At 36.7% G+C, this 22,645-nt stretch carries 18 protein-coding genes and 1 pseudogene; 12 read left to right on the forward strand and 7 right to left on the reverse strand.

The genetic code is table 11. The features are described 5' to 3' along the window. The first annotated feature begins 157 nt into the window (after positions 1 to 157). The 4 genes from thiB to GQR59_RS02520 all read left to right on the forward strand — a co-directional run bounded on the left by thiB (position 158) and on the right by GQR59_RS02520 (position 4,400). Positions 158 to 1,162, forward strand: coding sequence for a thiamine ABC transporter substrate binding subunit (gene thiB, locus GQR59_RS02505; protein WP_236546629.1), 1,005 nt, complete (start codon positions 158 to 160; stop codon positions 1,160 to 1,162). A gap of 30 nt (positions 1,163 to 1,192) precedes the next feature. Continuing rightward, positions 1,193 to 2,803 (forward strand): thiamine/thiamine pyrophosphate ABC transporter permease ThiP, encoded by a 1,611-nt coding sequence (thiP, locus tag GQR59_RS02510; RefSeq protein ID WP_236546721.1) that lies wholly within the window; start codon positions 1,193 to 1,195, stop codon positions 2,801 to 2,803. Between the two features lie 3 nt (positions 2,804 to 2,806). Continuing rightward, positions 2,807 to 3,532: a thiamine ABC transporter ATP-binding protein gene (gene thiQ / locus GQR59_RS02515; RefSeq protein ID WP_160060567.1), complete on the forward strand. Its 726-nt coding sequence runs from the start codon at positions 2,807 to 2,809 to the stop codon at positions 3,530 to 3,532. Positions 3,533 to 3,788: 256 nt separating this feature from the next. Next, entirely contained in the window at positions 3,789 to 4,400 is a 612-nt protein-coding gene (locus GQR59_RS02520; RefSeq protein ID WP_160060568.1) for a PEP-CTERM sorting domain-containing protein, read from the forward strand. Between the two features lie 89 nt (positions 4,401 to 4,489). On the opposite strand, the gene cra is transcribed toward GQR59_RS02520, so the two are convergent. Beyond that, on the reverse strand, positions 4,490 to 5,470 hold the full coding sequence (gene cra / locus GQR59_RS02525) for a catabolite repressor/activator (RefSeq protein ID WP_160060569.1): 981 nt from the start codon (positions 5,468 to 5,470) through the stop codon (positions 4,490 to 4,492). A gap of 273 nt (positions 5,471 to 5,743) precedes the next feature. On the opposite strand from cra, the gene fruB reads away from it, so the two are divergent. The 3 genes from fruB to fruA are packed head-to-tail and all read left to right on the forward strand — an operon-like array spanning position 5,744 to position 9,676. Continuing rightward, positions 5,744 to 6,874 (forward strand): fused PTS fructose transporter subunit IIA/HPr protein, encoded by a 1,131-nt coding sequence (gene fruB, locus GQR59_RS02530; RefSeq protein WP_160060570.1) that lies wholly within the window; start codon positions 5,744 to 5,746, stop codon positions 6,872 to 6,874. Between the two features lie 3 nt (positions 6,875 to 6,877). After that, complete coding sequence (gene pfkB, locus GQR59_RS02535) at positions 6,878 to 7,885, forward strand: 1-phosphofructokinase (protein ID WP_160060571.1); 1,008 nt, start codon at positions 6,878 to 6,880, stop codon at positions 7,883 to 7,885. A gap of 30 nt (positions 7,886 to 7,915) precedes the next feature. Beyond that, on the forward strand, positions 7,916 to 9,676 hold the full coding sequence (gene fruA, locus GQR59_RS02540) for a PTS fructose transporter subunit IIBC (RefSeq protein ID WP_160060572.1): 1,761 nt from the start codon (positions 7,916 to 7,918) through the stop codon (positions 9,674 to 9,676). Between the two features lie 172 nt (positions 9,677 to 9,848). Here the strand turns inward: fruA and proB are convergent, their stop codons facing one another. Then, positions 9,849 to 10,961: a glutamate 5-kinase gene (proB, locus tag GQR59_RS02545; RefSeq protein WP_160060573.1), complete on the reverse strand. Its 1,113-nt coding sequence runs from the start codon at positions 10,959 to 10,961 to the stop codon at positions 9,849 to 9,851. An 814-nt stretch (positions 10,962 to 11,775) separates the two neighbouring features. Here proB and ahpC point away from each other — a divergent pair. The 3 genes from ahpC to GQR59_RS02560 all read left to right on the forward strand — a co-directional run bounded on the left by ahpC (position 11,776) and on the right by GQR59_RS02560 (position 14,500). Continuing rightward, the gene (gene ahpC, locus GQR59_RS02550; RefSeq protein ID WP_160060574.1) at positions 11,776 to 12,333 is read left to right on the forward strand and encodes an alkyl hydroperoxide reductase subunit C; all 558 of its coding nucleotides are present in this window, start codon (positions 11,776 to 11,778) and stop codon (positions 12,331 to 12,333) included. Between the two features lie 201 nt (positions 12,334 to 12,534). Continuing rightward, entirely contained in the window at positions 12,535 to 14,130 is a 1,596-nt protein-coding gene (ahpF, locus tag GQR59_RS02555; RefSeq protein ID WP_160060575.1) for an alkyl hydroperoxide reductase subunit F, read from the forward strand. A 211-nt stretch (positions 14,131 to 14,341) separates the two neighbouring features. Further along, positions 14,342 to 14,500, forward strand: coding sequence for a YqaE/Pmp3 family membrane protein (locus GQR59_RS02560; RefSeq protein WP_160060576.1), 159 nt, complete (start codon positions 14,342 to 14,344; stop codon positions 14,498 to 14,500). Between the two features lie 153 nt (positions 14,501 to 14,653). On the opposite strand, the gene GQR59_RS02565 is transcribed toward GQR59_RS02560, so the two are convergent. The 3 genes from GQR59_RS02565 to GQR59_RS02575 form a co-directional block, all read right to left on the reverse strand. Further along, entirely contained in the window at positions 14,654 to 15,877 is a 1,224-nt protein-coding gene (locus GQR59_RS02565) for an alginate lyase family protein (protein ID WP_160060577.1), read from the reverse strand. A 356-nt stretch (positions 15,878 to 16,233) separates the two neighbouring features. Continuing rightward, entirely contained in the window at positions 16,234 to 16,647 is a 414-nt protein-coding gene (locus tag GQR59_RS02570; protein WP_025565830.1) for a hypothetical protein, read from the reverse strand. Positions 16,648 to 16,746: 99 nt separating this feature from the next. Next, the gene (locus tag GQR59_RS02575) at positions 16,747 to 17,157 is read right to left on the reverse strand and encodes a hypothetical protein (RefSeq protein ID WP_160060578.1); all 411 of its coding nucleotides are present in this window, start codon (positions 17,155 to 17,157) and stop codon (positions 16,747 to 16,749) included. A 574-nt stretch (positions 17,158 to 17,731) separates the two neighbouring features. Between GQR59_RS02575 and GQR59_RS18580 the strand changes: the two are divergent. Continuing rightward, positions 17,732 to 17,869 (forward strand): annotated as a pseudogene (locus tag GQR59_RS18580) (excalibur calcium-binding domain-containing protein); the annotation flags it as partial. A 144-nt stretch (positions 17,870 to 18,013) separates the two neighbouring features. Here GQR59_RS18580 and GQR59_RS02585 read toward each other — a convergent pair. Beyond that, a complete protein-coding gene (locus tag GQR59_RS02585; RefSeq protein ID WP_160060579.1) occupies positions 18,014 to 19,225 on the reverse strand; it encodes a DEAD/DEAH box helicase in 1,212 nt (403 codons plus the stop codon). Between the two features lie 358 nt (positions 19,226 to 19,583). Beyond that, on the reverse strand, positions 19,584 to 21,188 hold the full coding sequence (locus GQR59_RS02590; protein WP_160060580.1) for an ABC-F family ATPase: 1,605 nt from the start codon (positions 21,186 to 21,188) through the stop codon (positions 19,584 to 19,586). 531 nt (positions 21,189 to 21,719) lie between these two features. Between GQR59_RS02590 and GQR59_RS02595 the strand changes: the two genes are divergently transcribed. After that, positions 21,720 to 22,547: a hypothetical protein gene (locus tag GQR59_RS02595; RefSeq protein ID WP_160060581.1), complete on the forward strand. Its 828-nt coding sequence runs from the start codon at positions 21,720 to 21,722 to the stop codon at positions 22,545 to 22,547. Positions 22,548 to 22,645: the final 98 nt, after the last annotated feature.

Below are 22,645 nucleotides of genomic sequence, written 5' to 3' on the forward strand. Positions count from 1 at the left end.
ATCAGTTCATTCAGGGCGACTTAAATAGATCTTTAGATTGCTCATGTAAAAGTAATCTATCACAATGCACACCTATGAACTTTTAACGAAAACTGATCATATTCATATCGGTTGAGTGTTCGATACTCTTTTCAATAACTATAAAATGGATGACATAGTGAAAAAGAAAATAACTGCTTTAATGACATTGGCTGCAGCAATCGCAATGCCTGCTTTAGCCGCTTCGACCACACCTGAGAAATTAACTATTTATACCTATAGTTCATTTGCATCGGAGTGGGGACCTGGTCCTAAAATTGAGGCTGCATTCGAGAAGTCTTGCCAATGTGACCTTGAGTTCATTGCTTTAGATGACGGTGTCACTATATTGAATCGCTTACGCTTAGAAGGTAAAAGTAGTGAAGCGGATATTCTACTTGGGTTGGATGATAGCTTGATGGCAACGGCTAGTAACACCGGATTACTTGATAAACATAATCTCGATTTAAGCGCGGTTAATGTAGAGAATGGTTGGAAAGATAAAACATTTGTTCCTTTTGATTATGGTTATTTCGCTTTTATTTATAATAGTGAAAAATTAAAGAATCCACCTAAAAGTCTTAAAGAGTTAGTTGAACAACGCGATGATCTTAAGGTTATTTATCAAGACCCACGTACATCAACACCGGGTTTAGGTTTAATGTTATGGATGAAGTCAGTCTATGGTGAAAAAGCCAATGAAGCTTGGAAAAAGTTAGCAGCCAAAACTGTTACGGTAACTAAAGGCTGGTCTGAAGCATATAGCATGTTTTTAAATGGAGAGGCGGATATGGTGTTGTCATATACTACGTCTCCTGCTTATCACATCATTGCTGAAGGCAAAGAACAGTATGTTGCTGCAAGTTTTAGTGAAGGACATTACAGACAAACAGAAGTCGCGGCGATAGTTAAAAGCAGTCAACATAAAAAACTAGCAACACAGTTTATGAATTTTATGTTGAGTGATAGTTTCCAATCTCAAATCGCAACAGGTAACTGGATGTATCCTGTGACTGATGTGTTACTGCCTACTGAGTTTGATCAATTAACCTTACCTGTTAAAACGCTTTCATTTCCAAGTAAAGAAGTCGCTAAAAATCGTAAAGCATGGACGAGAGAATGGTTAATTTCATTAACGGATTAACCATTATCATTATATAGAGAGACTTTGAGTGTGGTAATAAAACAGATAAAACGTGTCCAGATTCCTGGCATTTTACTGTCGATCGGTATTTTTACTTTTGTATTGATGGCAGTGACTGCATTATTAACACACTCTTCTAGTTTAGATATCAAAGATATATGGTCCGATGCTTATTATCGACACATCACCTTATTTAGTTTTTATCAGGCTTTTTTATCGACGCTATTAAGCGTTGTATTAGCAATCCCCATTAGCCATGCGTTATCTCGACGCGAGTTTTGGGGGAAAACATTATTACTGAAATTATTTGCTACTACCTTAGTCTTGCCCATTTTAGTTGCTGTATTTGGGTTACTTGCTATTTACGGTAACAGTGGCTTATTAGCCTCTGTTTTTGCTTATTTTGATCTTAAATTACCTTTTTCTATTTTTGGGCTAAACGGCATCTTGTTAGCGCATGTCTTTTTTAATTTACCTTTTGCTTGTCGTTTATTTTTACAAGCACTAGGCTCCATTCCAGATAAACAACATCAGTTAGCGATTCATTTAGGATTAAAAAATTGGTATAAATTTCGTTTCGTAGAATGGCCTTATATTCGTGGGCAATTACCACATATTGCAGGATTGATTTTTATGCTCTGTTTTACCAGTTTTGCGACGGTAATGGCATTGGGCGGCGGTCCTAAATCCACCACCATTGAGCTCGCTATCTATCAGGCCATAAAGTTTGATTTTGACCTTCAAGTTGGGGCCTTACTGGCACTCTGGCAAATCTGTTTATGTGCCGTATTAGCCGTATTTATTCAGAAAATATCAGGCTCTGTATTATTAAGTAGTAACTTCCATGGTACTAAAAATACATTTATACATGACTCACTATTCTCTCGTTGTTGGGACTTTAGCTGGATAAGTTTAACTGGATTGTTAGTGCTACCACCGTTATTCATGGTGTTAATATCGGGTATTAATTTCAAATTTTTTGTTGTGTTAAGTGATATTAACTTTTGGTACGCATTTAAAAATTCATTATTGATTGCTTTTTTTGCAGGGCTCATTGCTGTGTGTTGTGCTTTTTTTATTTTATTAGCCAGTCGCCAATGGCGTTTAATAGGGCTTAACGGGCGAGCTGACAAAATTGAAATGTTAGCGACCATTATATTAGTGACGCCCGGGCTTGTGATCAGCACGGGCTTATTTTTGTTGCTACGTGAATTTGGTAGTCTTTCTTCAATGTCGCTGTATATTGTGATTGCTGTAAATGCCTTGATGGCATTACCCTTTGCTTTAAAAAGTCTAGCGCAACCTATGTTACAAAATGCTCAAAAATATGAGTTATTGTGTGCTAGCTTAGGTATCTTTTCATTAAATCGATTTTATTGGGTTGAGTGGAAGTCATTGAGAAAACCAATATTACAAGCGCTATGCTTAAGCTTTGTGCTTTCAATAGGGGACTTGAGCGCCATTGCTTTATTTGGTAGTCATTCCTTTAGTACTTTGCCACTATATCTTTTTCAGCTTTTAGGCAGCTATCAAATGGAATCGGCAGCCGTTGTTGCGTTGGTTTTGTTAGTATTAAGTGTTGGTGTTTTCATGGTGGTTGAAAGTGTCTTTAAAGAAAAAGTCGTTAAGGTAAAAGAGTAGACCATGATTGAATTTTCGAAGGTAAATTATAATTACCAACAGCAGCAATTTCATTTTAATTTGCAAATCAAGCAAGGTAGCCTAGTTGCTATTTTAGGGCCTAGTGGGACCGGTAAAAGTACCTTATTGAATTTATTAGCGGGGTTTATTTCGCCTATTGAAGGAGATATTAAAATAAATGAACAGTCCATTTTAAAGCAAGTACCTTATCAACGCCCGCTCTCTATTTTATTTCAAGATAATAACTTATTCACTCACCTGTCTGCTTATGACAATATCGGTTTAGGCTTACACCCAGGCTTAAAGTTAACAGGACAACAAAATGAGTATGTACAAACTGTCGCCTTACAAGTTGGAGTAGAGGACTTGTTGGCACGTTTTCCTGCTGAACTTTCTGGTGGAGAGCAACAACGCGTTGCACTAGCTCGATGTTTTGTACAAGATAAACCTATTTTATTACTCGATGAACCTTTTTCTGCATTAGATCCCATATTAAGAGTGGCAATGTTGGAAAGAGTCCAGTCTTTAGCAAAGTTAGAAAATGTCACCGTACTAATGGTAACGCATCATATTGAAGATGCATTAGCAGTGGCTTCTGACTTTATTTTTGTTGATCATGGAAAAGCACTCACTGTTGAAACAATAGATCAACTTAAAGTGTCTCATCCAAACAAACATTTAGCTCATTTTCTAAGTGCACAAGTAGGTAAAGCAAAGCGCATTAAATAATATAGCCGTTTTATAAGGGGGTAATGCTAGTTATGAATACTTATACGTATGAAAGATAATGGTACATTAATTTTATTAACGAGTTTTATCGTCGGGTTATTTTACAATAAAAACACCACTAATTAAATGTAATTTTACATCTTGTTGATATCTCTGTGATCTTTGTTGTTGGAATAGTTATTGCTCTTTCATATTAAGGCCCATTAAAAAATTGGTTTTTATAGGTACCTTAAAATAAATGTAAAGGAGTACTAATATGAAATATAAAATAATGAGACGTGTCTTTTTAGGCGGCGCACTATCAATAGTGAGCTTACTTAGTGTTGTAAATGCAAGTGTGCTGACAGGGAATGTAACGGTTGATAATGAATATAATGTTTATTTAAGCACAAATGATAATGCTCAAGGCATTTTAGTATCTTCAGATAATAGTTGGTATGAGTCTGAGGTTTTTACTGCGACTTTAGCTGCTGGAACGGATTATTTTTTGCATGTTGAAGGAGTTGACACCGGTGGGTTTGAAGGTTTTTTAGGTAACTTTAGTTTAGATAGTGCTGACCATTTATTTAGCAATAATATTGCTCAATTGTTAACTAATACGATTGATTGGAGTGTAAGTACAACAGGGTGGGGGAATTACGGTAATACAAGTTCATACGGAGATAATACTGCTTATCCTTGGTATGCAAATACAAGACCTGCTATAGATGTTACTTCTGCCGCTGAATGGATTTGGTCTGAAGATGACACTGCGACACATGTTTATTTTTCAACAGCAATCACTGCAGTCCCTGCACCTTCTACAATGGCTATTTTCGGCTTAGCGTTAGCTGGATTTGCTTATAGTCGTTCTAAAAAACAAGCTTAATACCGTACTGTGAAATTTAAAAAGCACTATCTATCAATATAGTGCTTTTTATTGCTTAGTTTTTAGCTATTTAATATTCTGTGAATACTTTACTTCCTAATCACAATTTTTCTTGGTATTAGCTCTAATCCAGCTTGATAGCGTTTAGCAGACGCATTCAAACCCAATGCTAATGCACTATCCGCAATCAGTTCGAATTGCTGTGCTAATGAGTTAATTTTAATCGGTAAGAAGTCTAATAAACGGTTATCACCAAAGGTACCTAGTTTGACCGTTTTCATCAGTTCAGGTTGCTCAATAAGCACATCTAAAATACCTTCTAACATAGTATAAGACGTGACAATAATGGCATCGGGTATCTTGTCTTCTTTTAGCCATTGTTTAAAAACAGCTTTTCCGGATTCACTATTAAAGTGCTCTCCATAAATGGAAGTACAAGTTATCCCTTGTTTTTTAGCTTGAGCTTCAAATCCTGCATGACGTTGGCGAGAGATATTTAATGTAGGTAAAGCACCAATCAAACCAATCGATTTAATATTCTCTGTAATGACCGAGCCAGTTAACTCGTAAGCACCATCAAAATCTTCACTAATAACACATCCAAAATGCTCATCATCTAATGCACGGTCGAGTGCGATAATAGGCGTACCTTGTTGTTGTATTTTTAGATAATAATCGCTGCCATCAGGTAAAGCGCTGGCTACAAAAAGTGCATCGATACGACGACTTAATAATGCTTTTACTAAGTTTTTCTCTGTTTCAGGATCGTCATCAGAACAACCAATAAGAATTTGATATCCGGCTTTACGGGAATTACATTCCAATAATTTAGCAAGTTTTGTATAACTGCTATTTTCAAGATCTGGAATGATCAATCCAAAGGACCGGCTGCTACCAGCACGTAGTGCAGAAGCTGCATGGTCAGGGCTGTAGTTATGTTCATTAACCACCGCCATTACCTTCAGTTGGGTTTTTTCACTGATTCTATATTTCTTAGCTTTACCATTAATGACATAGCTTGCAGTGGTTTTTGATACGCCTGCTAATTTGGCAATGTTATCTAATGTCACGGTCAAGATCCTTATTTATGTCGACAAGATCAAATTAATGGAAGTCTATTTTGTTTAGTATTTGCATTGTATGCTGAATCGATTCACTATAAAAGCTGAAACGATTCAGTAACACTTAAAGTTTATAATAATTGAGAGCAATATAACCTATCAATTATTGGTTTATAAATTTAATGAGTACTTGCTGAACTTTTTTTTGAATGATTTGCTGAATCGATTCAGTAAAACATTAAGTAATTGATAACTCATTAATATAGCGAGAGGTTAAGACCGATGCTGAGACTAACTAATAACGATATAACCTTACAACAAAGTGCTGCTGATAAAACCACTGCAATTAAAGCGATTGCTAGGCAACTGACTGATAATGGTTTAGTAGCTGATCAATATGTCACAGGTATGCTTAACCGAGAAAAACAAAATTCAACGTTTTTAGGTAATGGCATTGCGATTCCACATGGCACAACAGATACACGAGATTTGGTGAATAAGACCGGTGTTGTTGTACATCATTTCCCTGAAGGTGTGAATTGGGGTGATGGGAATATAGCTTATGTTGCGATTGGTATTGCTGCTAAGTCTGACGAGCACCTAGGCATCTTAAAACAATTAACTAAAGTGTTATCTGCTGATGATGTAGAAGACAAATTAAAACAAGCTCGAACCAAAGAAGACATTATTAAGTTATTGAATGGTGAAGTGCAGTTCGAAGCTGATTTTTCACCAGCATTAATACAATTAAACTTCCCTGCGACTGACATGATCCAAATGAGCGCGGTTGCTGGTGGGTTATTAAAAAATCGTGGCAATGTTGAAAATCAATTTGTTGCTGAATTAGTGACTAAAGAAGCCACACACTTAGGCAGTGGCTTATGGTTAGTCAGTGGAAATAAAGGCGTTAAACGTTCTGCAATGTCTATTTTAACGACTAACGAAACCTGTGAGTTTAAAGGTTTGCCTGTAAAAGGTCTGATTGCTATTGCGGCATGTAATAGTACACACAGCTCATTGTTAAGCACCATTAGTCAGTTAGTCTTTGGGCAACAACAAACAAAAATATTGACTTCAACTACGGCGGAATTAGTTGAGTTGTTTACAAGTTCAACTCAACAAATGGTTGGTGATGAAGATAACGTAGCGACATTTAAAATTAACAATACGCATGGTTTACATGCTCGTCCAAGTGCGATGTTGGTAGCTGCCGTGAAGAAATATAAATCCACAATTAAAGTTTCAAATATTGATGGCGAAAATAAATTTGTTGATGCTAAAAGTTTAATGAAGGTCATTGGTTTAGGGGTTAAACATGGCGACTCATTACAATTTAGTGCTGACGGACCTGATGCTAAAGAAGCATTAGTGGGCATTGGCGAAGCGATTGCTTCTGGCTTGAGTGAGGGATAAACAATGAGCGACCAACAGACTATTATTCATAATCAAGATGCCACTGTTCATAATAAAGTGGTCACTATTACATTAAACCCAGCATTAGATTTAACAGGGAGTTTAGATTCCTTAAATGTTGGTTCAGTAAGTTTAGTGAATACAGGTTCACTACATGCTGCAGGCAAAGGCGTTAACGTTGCAAAAGTACTTTCTGATTTAGGTGCTGAAGTCACGGTCACAGGGTTTTTAGGGCGAGATAATGATGCGTTATTTTGTGCATTATTTAGTGAGATGAATGCTCAAGATGAGTTTATCCGCGTTGACGGTTCAACCCGAATTAATGTCAAATTAGTCGAAAAAGATGGGCAAGTTAGTGATATTAATTTCCCTGGTGTTGAAGTGTCTGAACAAGCGATCACTGACTTTGAAAGGTGTTTATTTACGTTAGCTGAAACGCATCACTTTTTTGTACTGGCGGGAAGTTTACCTAAAGGCATTTCACCTGAATTGTGTGCAAGTTGGATAGAAAAACTGCATCAATTGGGTAAAAAAGTTATTTTTGATAGTAGCCGAGCAGCCTTGGCAGCTGGCTTAGATGCTCATCCATGGTTAATTAAACCCAATGATGAAGAGTTGTCTGAATTTGTTGGGCGTGAACTCGATACACCAGAAGCTTGCCAACAAGCCGCGCAGGATCTAGCAAGTAAAGGTATTGAAAATATCGTTGTTTCATTGGGCTCTAAAGGTGTGATGTGGTTAGGTAAAAATAAACAAAATGACTCGTTATGGCGCTACGCTCAGCCACCAAAAATGAATGTGGTGAGTACTGTAGGTGCTGGCGATACCTTAGTGGCAGGTTTTTGTTGGGGACACATGAAACAGTGGCAAGCAGAACAGACACTATCTTTTGCGACATCACTCTCCGCTTTAGCTGTGTCGCAAGTTGGTGTCGGTGTGCCCAATGTTCAAGTAGTAACTGATTTACAAAAACAGATCACTCACAGTAACCCTATTTCAACAAACGTGTAAACGCGTGAATAACTTATTTAAGGACTGAATATGAAAAATATAGCGATTGTAACTGCATGTCCAAGTGGCGTTGCAAACAGCATCATTGCTGCTGGTTTATTAAAGCAAGCAAGTGAAAAGTTAAACATTAATGCATCAATAGAGTGTCAATCAACGGTATTACCTGTTGAAGTCTTAAGCGCTGCTGATATTGCTGCTGCCGATGCTATTATTATTGCAACAAATAGCGATATTGATACGACCCGTTTTGTTGGTAAAAAAGTGTATCAAGGTGCGATTTCTGATTGCACTGAAAACCCACAAGCCTGGTTAGACAGTGCAATTAATAGTGCTCATGAACTAACGGCTGATAAAGCAAGTAAAGGCACTGTGGTCAATGTAAGTACAGTTAATAGTGTTACTAACGAGTCTAGTGCTAAGAAAATTGTTGCTATCACGGCTTGTCCAACTGGTGTTGCTCATACTTTCATGGCTGCTGAAGCGTTAGAAAGCGAGGCTAAGCGTCAAGGGCATCGCATTAAAGTTGAAACTCGTGGTTCGGTCGGTGCAAAAAATCAATTAACTGATCAAGATATTGCTGATGCAGATTTAGTGATTATTGCCGCTGATATTGAAGTGTCATTAGATCGTTTTAACGGCAAGCGTCTGTATAAAACCAGTACTGGATTAGCACTTAAGAAAACCGAACAAGAGGTGACAAAAGCATTGGCACAAGCGACAGTTTTTCAAGCAACTGGCAATGCTAGCTCATCTCAAAATGAAGAGAAGAAGGGGGTATATAAACACCTTATGACGGGCGTATCACATATGCTGCCTGTGGTTATTGCTGGTGGTTTATTGATTGCACTGTCTTTTGTATTTGGTATAGAAGCCTTTAAAGAAAAAGGCACCTTCGCAGCAGCGTTAATGGACATCGGTGGTGGTGCTGCGTTTGCACTAATGATTCCGGTATTAGCTGGTTTTATTGCATTCTCGATTGCTGACCGTCCTGGTTTAGCCCCTGGTTTAATTGGTGGTATGTTAGCAAGTCAATTGGGCGCTGGTTTCTTAGGGGGCATCGCAGCGGGTTTCATTGCAGGTTACGCGGCGAAATTTATTGCGGATAAAGTCTCACTGCCACAATCAATGGAAGCTCTTAAACCTATTCTGATTATTCCTTTTGTGGCGAGTTTATTTACTGGTTTGGTGATGATCTATGTTGTTGGCGGTCCCGTCGCAAGTATTATGGCAGCATTAACTGAATTCTTAACTAATATGGGGTCAACCAATGCTGTTCTGTTAGGTATCGTATTAGGTTGTATGATGTGTTTCGACTTAGGTGGCCCAGTAAATAAAGCGGCATATACTTTTGGTGTAGGTCTATTAGCTTCTCAATCATATGGTCCGATGGCTGCGATTATGGCAGCGGGTATGGTACCTGCGCTAGGTATGGGATTGGCGACGTTCCTTGCGAAGAAAAAATTCATTGATAGTGAACGTGAAGCCGGTAAAGCCTCATTTGTGTTAGGTTTATGTTTTATTTCTGAAGGTGCCATTCCATTTGCAGCAAAAGATCCAATGCGTGTTATCCCTAGTTGTATGGCAGGTGGGGCATTAACAGGGGGACTTTCAATGTTGTTTGGTGCCCAATTACTTGCGCCGCACGGTGGTTTATTTGTATTGTTGATTCCTAATGCTATCTCACCGGTCTTACTATACTTAGTGGCAATTGCTGCTGGCACCGCGGTGACTGGTTTTACTTATGCTTTCTTGAAAAATAAAGAAGAAATGAAAGAAGCTGTTGTTGCTTAATCCGTATTTAAGCAAACTTGATGATAATAGATTTAGCTTTGATAAGCCTAGTTAAAAGTTAAAGGCTAAATAATAAAAAGGGAGTTTACGATATTAATCGTAAACTCCCTTTTTTATAACGTTACTTTTAGTTTATAGCGTTATTTTGAGGTTATAACTTGATGCTAAAATGTTACTTATCTTCTTGGTCTAAAACAGCAATATTTTTATCAGATACTAATGGACCTGTCTGATGTAGGAATTCATTATCATCATCATTGTTATCGTGATCTGAAATAAAGTTGAGCAGACAACTACTGTAATTTGCTTCAGCTTTAGCGAGATGTTTACCATCATCACTGCGTATTAAAATAGTATCACCAGCAGAGAATTCGCCTAATACTTCAACTATTTCATTACTGGTTAATTGATCACTGTTTTCATCAAGAGGATATTCAAATCCATCTCCAATAACCACTTCACCTTGTGCTCTCGACGTATGTGTCATCCAATGTAAATCTTCTTCCATTGGTTTTGCATAAGGGGCAAATACAGTACCTGGGTTATTGCCAAGTATTAACTGTTCAAATGAACTTTCTTTAAAGCCATTGATAATATAAGTTGTAAGGCCATGCGATGTCGCTTTCTCAGCAGCTTCTATTTTAGTTTGCATGCCACCAGTACCAACACTACTATGTGCGCCACCCGCCATATCGTAAATACTTTGATCGATAGTATTAACGTTTTTAATCATCACTGCATCGTCATTAGTATGTGGGTTTTTATTATATAAACCATCAATATCTGAACAAATGATCAACGCATCAGCATCTGCTGCCGCTGCTACCATTGCTGATAAATTATCATTGTCGCCTACTTTTAACGCATCTGTTGTCACTACATCATTTTCATTAACAACAGGTAAAATACCATGGTCAAGTAATGCAAAGATAGTTTCACGCACACTGTCGTATCTTTCTCTATCTTGGAAATCACCATGTGTTAATAGAATTTGTGCTGATGGGAAATCAAAGAATCGATCCCATGCGGCCATCATCTCATTTTGTCCGGCTGCCGCCATTGCTTTTTTAATTGGGAGAGTGGGATTTTCGATATTACCAAAAAAGTGTGCACCTGCCGCAACTGAACCTGAAGAAACAAGAATAACTTCTATTCCCATATCTCTGCACTGTAATATAAATTTGGCGATATGTAATAAGTAGCGTGAACTACAACCTTTTCTTTCTGGTGCAATTAGGGCGCTACCGACTTTAAGTACAATTCGATTCCATTTATGATTTTTCATATTTTCTCTTTTAACTTTACTGCATTACTCTTTTTTTTATGCACAACACTAACCGCAAGAGTAAAAAGCGATTTGCTGTATAAATAACTGTTTTTATTAATTAAGTGTGGGAACTGGTCGATCTAGGAGGGGGAAGGTTTGTTGATATATGATAATTTCTCATGAGAGCCATTACTCTACGTCCTGCCTTACTAAGTTGGTTTAAAGATGGTTGATTTAAAGATGAATCACATAAATAAATACAATTATTTATCAAGTGATTAACATAGTGTAACATAATTACATTTTTATTTTGATTGTTTTTTGCTCTAATAAAATAGACTGTTTTGATTTGTAAAAGTTCAGTCATTATTAAAGAGGCATTAAGTGCTTTATTTTAATGCAATCTATGCTTTATTCTTACTCATATTAGTTTGAATATAAACTTATTTAAAGTGACATATTCTTTATAGATGGTGTTCAATAAATACGGTAATATCAATTTACGTTATTCAATGATCAAAATTATTAACGACTTAAAACAAGTTAACACCATTTCAAGTCTTAATCATTAGCATAATGAATTGTTAAAATTAGTCGCATTACTATTACTATCACTATCTCTACAATACCTTACTTAAATTGGCAGCTGCCTTCAGCGGTGATCTCTATATCATTAATTAATCACCTACACACCTCTATCTATAGTATTTAGCTATTGATTCAATCGAAACTAACAATTTCACCTATTAAGTTATTTGTTACATAATGCTTTCCATGGACTCGCAGAGAGTCTCAATAGTAATTATTTAACTCACTTATTAGGAATAAAAAAATGATCAATTCTAAACTTAAACCATTCAACGCAACTGCATTTAAAGCTGGTGAATTCGTAGAGATTTCTGAAAAAGACGTACTAGGTAAATGGTCTATCTTCTTCTTCTACCCAGCTGACTTTACATTTGTTTGTCCTACTGAATTAGGCGATGTTGCTGATCATTATGAAGAGCTACAAAAACGTGGCGTTGAAGTTTTCTCAGTTTCTACTGATACTCACTTCACTCATAAAGCATGGCACGATAGTTCAGACACAATTGGTAAAATCAACTACTTCATGGTTGGTGACCAATCAGGCGCTATCACAAACAACTTCGGTATGATGCGTGAAGGTCAAGGCCTTGCAAACCGTGGTACATTCTTGATGGATCCAGAAGGTGTTGTACAAGCACTAGAAGTAACTGCTGAAGGTGTTGGCCGTGACGCTGAAGACCTAATGCGTAAAGTTAAAGCTGCACAATATGTTGCTGCTCACCCAGGTGAAGTATGTCCTGCTAAATGGAAAGAAGGCGAAGAAACACTAGCTCCTTCACTAGACCTAGTAGGTAAAATCTAAGTCTAAAAAAACTAAGCAGCTTAATTATTTAACTGTTTAGTCATAAATAGACCTTGGCCATGTAGCCGAGGTCATTTAAAAATAGATTTTTATAAAGCCTTATTGACGAGAGAGTCGATTTTTAAATTAACCCAAATTGCTCATTACGTTTTTAACTAAGCGTAAATAAACACAGCTAAAAAATATTATAAAGGTACCGTTATGTTAGACCAAAATATGAAAGCCCAATTAAAAGCATACTTAGAAAACTTAAAAACAGAAGTACAGCTTGTTCTTAGCTTAGACGATAGTGAAACCGCTAAAAAATTACAGGCTTTAGCAACTGATATTGCTTCATTACACGATAAAGTGACAGTGATTGAAGACCCATCAGCAAGTGCACGTCAGCCTATTATGCAAGTAGTTAATCCAACTAAAAATACTGCTATTGGATTTGCTGGTTTACCTATGGGACACGAATTCACATCATTAGTATTAGCGTTACTTCATAGTGGTGGACACCCTATGAAGATTGATGCTGAAGTTATTGAACAAGTCAGAAACTTAGAAGGTGAATTTAACTTTGAAGTGTTCATCTCTTTAAGTTGTCAAAATTGCCCTGATGTAGTGCAAGCGTTGAACATGATGGCGGCGATTAACCCTAACATTAAAGCAACGATGATTGACGGTGGCGCATTCCAAGCTGAAGTCGCTGAACGTAACATCATGGCAGTACCAAGTGTTTACTTAAATGGTGAAGTGTTTACGCAAGGCCGTATTACACTAACTGAAATCTTAAGCAAAGTTGATACTGGCGCAGCGAAAAAACAAGCGGCTGCATTAAATGAAAAAGAACCGTATGAAGTATTAGTTGTTGGTGGAGGCCCTGCTGGTGCATCAGCTGCAATCTACGCTGCACGTAAAGGTATTCGTACTGGTGTGGTTGCTGAACGTTTTGGTGGACAAGTAATGGATACCATGGCGATTGAAAACTTTATTTCGGTAAAAGAAACACAAGGTCCTAAATTAGCTGCTGCACTTGAAGAACACGTTAAAGAATACGACGTTGATATCATGAACGAGCAACGTGCTGGCGCAGTGGTTGCCGCTGAAAAAACAGAAGATGGGTACATCCATGTTGAGCTTGAAAGTGGCGCAATATTAAAAAGTCGCAGTGTTATTCTTTCAACGGGCGCTCGTTGGAGAAAAATGAACGTACCAGGTGAAGAGCAATACAGCAACAAAGGTGTTGCTTACTGTCCTCACTGTGACGGACCATTATTTAAAGGCAAAAAAGTAGCGGTTATTGGTGGCGGTAACTCAGGTATTGAAGCTGCGATAGACTTAGCAGGGTTAGTTGAGCACGTTACAGTATTAGAGTTTGCAGATACATTACGTGCTGACCAAGTACTAGTAAATAAAGCAAACAGCCTAGGTAACGTAACTATTATCAAAAGTGCGCAAACAACTGAAGTGATTGGTGATGGTACGCGTGTTACTTCGCTTAAATACCTTGACCGTGTCAGTAATGAAGAAAATGAAGTTGAGCTTGCAGGTATTTTTGTTCAAATTGGTTTAGTACCAAACAGTGATTTCTTAAAAGACAGTGGTGTTGCTTTATCACCACGTGGTGAAATCGAAGTGAATGCAAAAGGTGAAACTTCATTACCAGGTGTATTTGCCGCAGGTGACGTAACAACGGTACCTTACAAGCAAATCATCATTGCAATGGGTGAAGGTTCAAAAGCAAGTCTAAGTGCCTTTGACCACTTGATCAGAACACCTGCTCCTGTCGCTAAAATTGCAGAAGTAGCTTAGTTTATATAGGTTGCTTAGTTTATAAAAATAAACAAGCATAACAATTTTGTTATCGTTACTAAGTTAATAAGTAACGAATATTAACAGCAGGCCAACTACATATGTAGTTGGCCTTTTTTGTGTTTGTTAATAAGTATTTGAAATCTTTATATACATACTTCAATTTATTTGTGCTTTACTCATTATCATTACTTTTAAATAGGAGAATGTTTTGAGTCAATTAATCAATATTATTATCTGTATTTTTTTACCACCACTAGCGGTATTTTTAAAATTTGGATTAGGAAAGGATTTCCTCATTAACTTAGTATTGAGTATTTTCTTTTGGGTTCCGGGGATTATCCATGCGCTGTGGGTTACTACTAAATAGTACTCTCGCTGACAATATTGGATCTATTAAAAAGCCCATTCACTTTTAAGTTGAATGGGCTTTTTTGTATTGATAAGCTACTTAACTCTTAACTCTTAACTATTAATTATTGTCATCATTAATCATCACAATTATTATTAATTAATACACAAATCACATTTCATTATTTTCTAAGATAAACATTTGATTATAGACTTTCTGGACATCTTTACCTTGGAATTGGGTTGCAATTTGTAGCTCTTCAACATAGTTATTGTCGGGGTTAAATTGGTTATATTTCACTAACGCTGGAATACAATCTTCAAATTTTAACGCTTGGTTTGGATAGTCCCACTCTGCACCATGTATCACAGGCTTTAGGAAATCAAATCCCGCCTTAATGCCTTTACCTTTACTTGGTTGGTATTGCCAAATAGGATCTCCTAGTTTATCGGCCACAATCGCAACACGGCCGAGTGCATCTAAGTTGAAACAGCTATAAAAGAAGGCACGTGTTCGAGCTAATTCTTCAGGTTGAGAACCATCTTCTGCAAACTGGCTGTTCATGCTGTCTTTGGTTGCGTTAATACTTTCTTGAGCTATCGTTTTATCACCTAAATAATAAGCAATAGAGCTCACTTGGAATCGGTACCAGGTGCCATGGTTATTTTCTTGTGTTGCGCCATCAATACCTATTTTACTTTTTGTTAACCATTCTAAATGAGCTGCTAACCATTCATCCATTTGTTTGTCATCATCACTGCTCCACGCCTTTGACTTTTCAAGCATTTTTACAGCATCTAGTACCATTGTTTGTACGAATCGACCATCCAAAATACCTGCTCGACGACCTTTATTATTACCTGGGACACTTTGTGCATAATTTAAATTTGGGTTCATTTTTGTTTCTGGATCTAAAAACCAAGTTTTTATCATGCTTGCTGATTTTTCAGCATATTTATCATCACCTGATAGGTAATAAGCAAGAGCAAGTCCATAAACAGCATTACCCATAACACTTATTCTAGGGCGATCGACATCATCAGTTTGTGTTTTAGGATTGGTTTGACCGTCTTTACGGATCCAAGGAAGACCATCTTCTTTAGTTGGATCAGGCCACCAGTAACGGCTCAAGCTTAAATAATCATGCTTATCTTTACTGGGTGGTATGAACGTTTTATCCATTACCGTTGGATTTTTCATATTTAAATCAGTGTCTGCTTGTTTTATTACCTGTTGATATTTTTTAGTTGTTTCTTCAGAGGCTTTTTTTTGGCTGAGTTCTGTTTTTAACTGGTCTAATGAGGCTGGATCTATTTGAACAAATTCACTGGCGATGACTTGGCTTGATAAAGCAATTGCAACACTAGCAACTAATATTTTAATGTTAACCTTCATGGTGACTGCCTTCTTGTTTGAGTTAGTTATGGCTCAATAAGATATAGTCATACAAATAAATTAAAGTATGTTTAGATCACAAAAAATCTACCTAATGAATGTTTTACCTCACAAAATTGCAACCTGACAAAATGACGACTTATAAATTTTTATTTTATAAAATAGCATCTTATAAAAATAAAAATGAAATAATATTATTTTTATAAGATTAATTTTCATCAAATAGAGAAATAGAGAAATAGAGAAATAGAGAAATAGAGAAATAAAGAAGTAGATAACTAGAAGATTATAAAATAGGAAGCTTGAGAATAGTGACAGAAGTAAAACCCAGCTTATTATCACTGGGTTAAATAACACTATTTTATTGTAAATTTAACGTCAGCATCACGTAATAAATAAAGTGCAAAACATGCTGCCCACATTGGCCAAGCGGCAAAAAATAATAGGCTGTTAAATGGGTCTGCATATTTTGCAAATGCAGATAATGTTGAACCACCGTGCATTAAAAAGATAAGACCGTAGGTAAAACGTTTTTTAATACCGGCTACAAAAGCAAGTACTAATAATAGCTGTAATGCACCTAGTAAGTAGGTGATCATGTGGCTAGAGCCACCAATACCATAGAATTTATCAAGTACGCCAATTGAATGAGCAGGGTTAACAAACTTATCCATGGTCCAAATAAACATAACAATAAAAACACCTAGGCGAAGTGCGAGTAAACTATTTTGTAGACGATCTGTTAAAGCTGGTGAAATAGACTGAGACATTGAATTTTCCTTTTAGGTTTTTTTATAGAGGGATTAAAAAAATTAGTTTTATTAATACAAATAAAAAAACCCAGCTAAAAAGCTGGGTATCATGATTAACTATTTGATAGTGAATTTCACATCTTCATCACGTAATAGATAAAGTGCAAAACATGCTGCTAACATTGGCCAAGCAGCAAAGAATAGTAGGTTGTTAAAACCATCCATATATTGATTGTAAGCAGAGAATGTTGATGCGGCATGCATTAGTAATATAATGCCGTAAGTGATGCGTTTTTTAATGCCTGCCAAAAATGAAAGTACTAGGATTAGCTGTAAAGCGCCGAGAATGTAGACAATCGTTGTACTACTTCCTATACCATAAAATATTTCAAACACTTTAGCGGTATGACCTGGATTAACAAACTTATCCATAGTCCACATAAACATAACGATAAAAACACCTAAGCGCAGTGCAACAAGAGCACACTGAAGACGATTCTTTGTATCTGTTGATAAAGCTTGTGACATGGTTTTTCCTTAAATAAAATATAATGGTTTTAGTACAGAGATAACAAAGACCGTCATTAAATTCATTTTATTTCACATTTTTAAAAAATATTTCAATTATTTTTTAATAAATCACGGGCTACCGATAAACTAAGCTACTTAAAACTGCTAAGAGAGCATTTGAAGTTGATAATAGTTGAGATGATGTTGAATGTGCTTAAACCATTGCAATTAGATTAATAATGGCTAATAACGTCAAATAATGAAAAGACATTAATAAAACAAGGCTAAAATGAGAAAAATACTAATAATCTGTATCGTGCTAGCAGCTGGTTGGTATGGCAATGAACTGTATAAAAATAATCAATTACCTTTTATACAAACATCTTCATCAAGTGTCTCGATTGACGACAAGATTAAATGCATTACTAAAGAAGGGCGTATTTTATATGGGAAGGTACCTGACGACGTCGTATGTGAAAGGCGAGAATCAGTTAAAGCCTCAATCGTTATACTTTCAAGTGATAAGAAAACCAGTAATAAAACATCTAACCAAAAAAGTGACAATATTAATTCAGGGTTTCAATATTCAGAATTTCAATGTGACGGGCGAATGTATTGCAGTCAAATGACATCAAGATCTGAAGCTGAATTCTTTATTAATAACTGTCCAAACACCAAAATGGATGGGGATTATGATGGCATTCCTTGTGAAGGGGATTCACGTTTCTGATATTTTTAAATGGATGTTTGAAATTACTTTTCAATTGAGCTGTTTGAATTTATAGACGTTAAACTTGAAAGCTTGAAACGAAGGGAACCCAGTAAATACTGGGCTCGCTTTATCTATTAAATGACTAAACTAATGCTTATTGATTTAACGTTTGTTAGATTGGCGACGACGGCCTTTTTGTGCCGTTTTAGGTGCATGCGCTGCATTTGAATCAGGTACAACTAACTTTGGCTCAAAACCTTCAACAACATCTCGTTTAATGAAATAACCTAAATGGCGTTCGATAGCACATAGGTTTCTGAAGTCATCACGTGAAACTAATGAAATCGCTTCACCTGCAGCACCAGCTCGGCCAGTACGACCAATACGGTGAACGTAATCTTCAGCTTCATCAGGTAAATCATAGTTAACAACACGTTCTAGATCGTCAATATCAATACCACGTGCCGCGATACCTGTTGCTACTAAGAACTGAATTTTACCTTCTTTAAAGTCTGCCATTAATTGTTCACGTACTGCTTGGCTTCGTCCACTATGGAAAGATTCCGCTGCTATTTCACGCTTCTCTAATTGGCTTACTAATTTAGCGGCGCCACGTTTAGTTTCAATGAAAATTAACGCTTGTTGCCATTTATTCTCATGAATTAAATGACTTAATAATGCCGATTTAAATTCTTTATCTACCGTGATCAAGTGTTGCTCAATCTTTGGTACGGTAACATTTTCAGGTGTAATTGAAATCTCAACGGCATCCGTTACCGCTGTTCTTGCTAAAAAGCGTACTTGCTTAGAAAGTGTTGCTGAGAATAATAAATTTTGACGCTCTAACGGCAACTTCTCAACGATTTTATTGATGTCGCTGATGAAGCCCATGTCCAACATACGGTCAGCTTCATCGATCACTAGGATGCTAGTTTCATCGAAGTGAATAGAGCGGCTAGTGTACATATCTAATAAACGACCTGGTGTTGCGACTAAAATATCAACCCCTTCAATAAGACGTTGTTTTTGTGGTTCAGCATCGATACCACCATACATTGCCATTGAGGTAATACTCAGGTGCTTAGCATAATGTTGAATATTCTCTTCAACTTGAATGGCTAGCTCTCGTGTTGGCGTTAAAATCATGGCATGAACACGTTTAGGGCGAACTAAAGGCGCATCAATTAATTTTTGTAAGATAGGTAATACAAAACTCGCGGTTTTACCTGTCCCTGTTTGCGCAGCGGCAATCAGGTTTTTGCCTTTTAATACAACAGGAATCGCTTTTTCTTGGATCGGCGTTGGTGCTTCGTAACCTTGTTCTGTTACAGCTTGTACAATTGGATCACTTAAACCAAGGGATGAAAATGTCATTTTTTGTCTCTACTTATCAAGTTAAAATGGTATAAAACGGCCACATTTTTACATAAGTAAAGTATCAAACGTATTTCACTGCTTTTGAAAATCAACGGTGAGATGTATGACAGAAATGGAAAAGTGACAGGTTTTATGGGTTTGTTATTAATTACATTACTGGTTTAATAGTTAGTTTAATAGTTAGTTTAATAGTTAGTTAAATAGTTAGTTAAATCATTCGTTAATTATACGTTGCTTAATATTCTATTTAATTTTTTATTTTTAAAAATACTGTTTATGTATTTTAAACTTTCCTCTATCAGCGTCTATATTTTTATACACTGATAGAGGCGTTACACATTTGACTCTGTAGAAGTTACGCTAATTTTTTAGCTTCTTCCTGACTTGATAGGTACTCGTTATAAGTACCTTGAAAATCAATTACTTTTTTATCTTTAATATCAACAATACGCGTTGCTAATGAAGAGACAAACTCACGGTCATGACTCACAAAGATTAACGTACCTTTGAATTCTTTTAATGCATTGTTTAATGCATCAATCGCTTCTAAGTCCATGTGGTTGGTTGGTTCATCCATGACTAATACGTTAATATCTTGCATCATTAACTTACCAAATAATAGACGGTTTTTCTCACCACCCGAACAGTTACGTGCTTTTTTGTTTGCATCGTCATCGGTAAATAATAAACGACCTAACATACCACGAACGATTAAATCACTGTGCTTGCTAGTACGCCATTGACCCATCCAGTCCATCAAGGTTAAATCGTTGTCAAAATCATCGGTGCTGTCTTGCGGGCAGTAACCGATAGATGCATTTTCAGACCATTTAACAACACCTTCATTGTGAGCAAGGTCATTCACTAAACAACGCATGAAGGTCGTTTTACCAACACCATTTTCACCAATAATAGCCAGTTTAGCGCCTGCTTCTAAAATGATGTCACCACCACTAAATAATGGGCCGTCTTCAAAACCGTGGCCTAGGCCTTCTAACACCAATGCTTGACGGTGCATCTTCTTGCCTTCATCAAAAGCTAAAGAAGGGTGCATACGACTGGTCGATTTAACTTCATCCAGTTTTATTTTATCCATTTTCTTAGCGCGTGAACTTGCTTGTTTCGCTTTAGAGGCATTAGCACCAAAACGGTTTACAAAGTCTTGTAGTTCATCGATTTCAGCACTTTTCTTTGCATTTTCTGCTAATAGTTGTTCACGAATGAGTGAAGATGCTTCAAGGAAATATTCGTAGTTACCAGGGTAAATACGTAATTCACCGTAATCAATGTCTGCCATGTGCGTACAAACAGAGTTTAAGAAGTGACGGTCATGCGAGATAATAACCATAGTACAACGACGTTTGTTTAGCTCATCAGATAACCAGTTGATAGTATTAATATCCAAGTTATTGGTTGGCTCATCGAGTAATAATAAGTCAGGGTTTGCGAATAACGCTTGTGCTAATAGCACTCGTAACTTCCAACCCGGTGCAACTTGTTTCATCAAACCAAAGTGAAACTCTTCTTCGATGCCTGCATCTAATAAGATGTCACCAGCACGACTTTCAGCAGTGTAACCATCCATTTCAGCAAACTCACTTTCAAGCTCACCAACTTTCATGCCGTCTTCTTCAGTCATTTCTGGTAAGCCGTAAATACGGTCACGCTCTTTTTTGATTTCCCATAATGCTTTGTCGCCCATGATAACCGCGTCAATAACAGTGAACTCTTCAAAAGCAAACTGGTCTTGGCTTAATGTACCGACTTTAACACCTGGGTCTAATGATACGTTACCTGAGCTTGGCTCTTGTGCACCAGTCAAAATCTTCATGAACGTTGATTTTCCACAACCATTAGCACCAATTAACCCGTAGCGGTTAAAGTTACCAAATTTAGCAGAGATATTTTCAAATAAAGGCTCTGCGCCAAATTGCATCGTAATGTTTGCGGTAGATATCAAAGTAAAGATTCCATCAGTTTAGAGCAAGCGGTCATTTGCCAATTGGCTGTCAACAACGTTGCAGAAATAATAAGGTCGCGAAGTATACAGATTAAGCAATTAAAATGTCGAATTATGTGAGTAAAAGCAGATTATTTTTTGTTTTATTTTTGTACAGGGAGGTTAGGTTGCTCTTTTGTGTTTTAGGTTCGTCTGCGCTTACCTTTTCATTTTTATATTGTTTAGCAGTGTTTTCGCCCTGTTGGTGACTTTACTTGTCCTTGGTCACAAGAAACTTCTTGCCCACAACTGTTAAAAAGACTGACACCGAATCACTTTCTGCTGTTGCTGGAAGTTATCAATTGCTTGGGAAAGCTTAACGGTGACCTTATTGTAGCCACGCTGAGTAAGTTTTTATATTTTTTATTTAATCGTTTGATTTAATGTTTTATTACACTAAAGTAACACCTAATTTATCAAATTAAACTATTCCGCCTTTCCACCGTAAATACGGAATAAATTGGGTTAGTTGCGCTGTTAGGAATATATGAGATGACATCAATAGCAAGTTGGTTCCATAATGAAGGGCATGATTCAATATGGGTCGTTGGTGACTCAAAAATTACAAATACTAGTTCTATGTTAATAGATATTGGTGCAAAAATTTTTAGTATTCCACTAATTTGTAAGGGGGTTGGTAAGTCAGGTTTTCTTGATTCAACTTTTTTAGAAACTAAAATTGGTTTGGCATACGCAGGTAGTTCTTTAGTTGGATTAAATGTTCAAGCTGCTTTAACGACAGTATTTGCGAATTTGGGTGGGACTGGGATAGCTCCAAGTATGGATTCTATTGTTGAGTTCTCAAAAAACATTATTAAAAGCTATATAAGTACATTAGCCGTAAGTGCAGATAGAGGGGCATTGTGCGAGTTCTCGATGTTCGGCTATTGTCATGTAGATAATGAATTAAAAATGTATCACTTAAAACCAGATTTGAGCAGTGGTATGTTTGATATAGAAATAATTACATACCTAGAAAGCGAAGTTGATAATGACTTCGTATTATTACTAGGAGACAAAAAGCATGAAATTAACGAAGAAATAAACAATAAGCGCACAAGTTACTCTTCGGATCATATTTTATGGCAAAGAGCGCCACAGACTGTACTAAAAGAAATTGTGCAAACAGATAAATATGAAACAGTAGGCGGTCATATACAAATGGGTATTTGTGACTCTTCAGGCTTTCATCCTTATTCAACTCTAAATTATGTGAAAGGTGAAGAACCTAAAGCATACCTTAGCTATTTAGGGTTTCACACGTCAGGGGACTCCGGTCAGATAGGGAATTGTTTCGTAAACATCAATGGAATGGCCTGAAAACTCCTAACAAGGGCGTTAAACGTAACAAAAACAGTGGTTTAGGTTTCTCTATACGTTATAACCCACTATTTTAGTCCGCTTAATGCGGAGTTAAC

Source organism: Psychromonas sp. L1A2, assembly GCF_009828855.1.
Classification (GTDB): domain Bacteria; phylum Pseudomonadota; class Gammaproteobacteria; order Enterobacterales; family Psychromonadaceae; genus Psychromonas.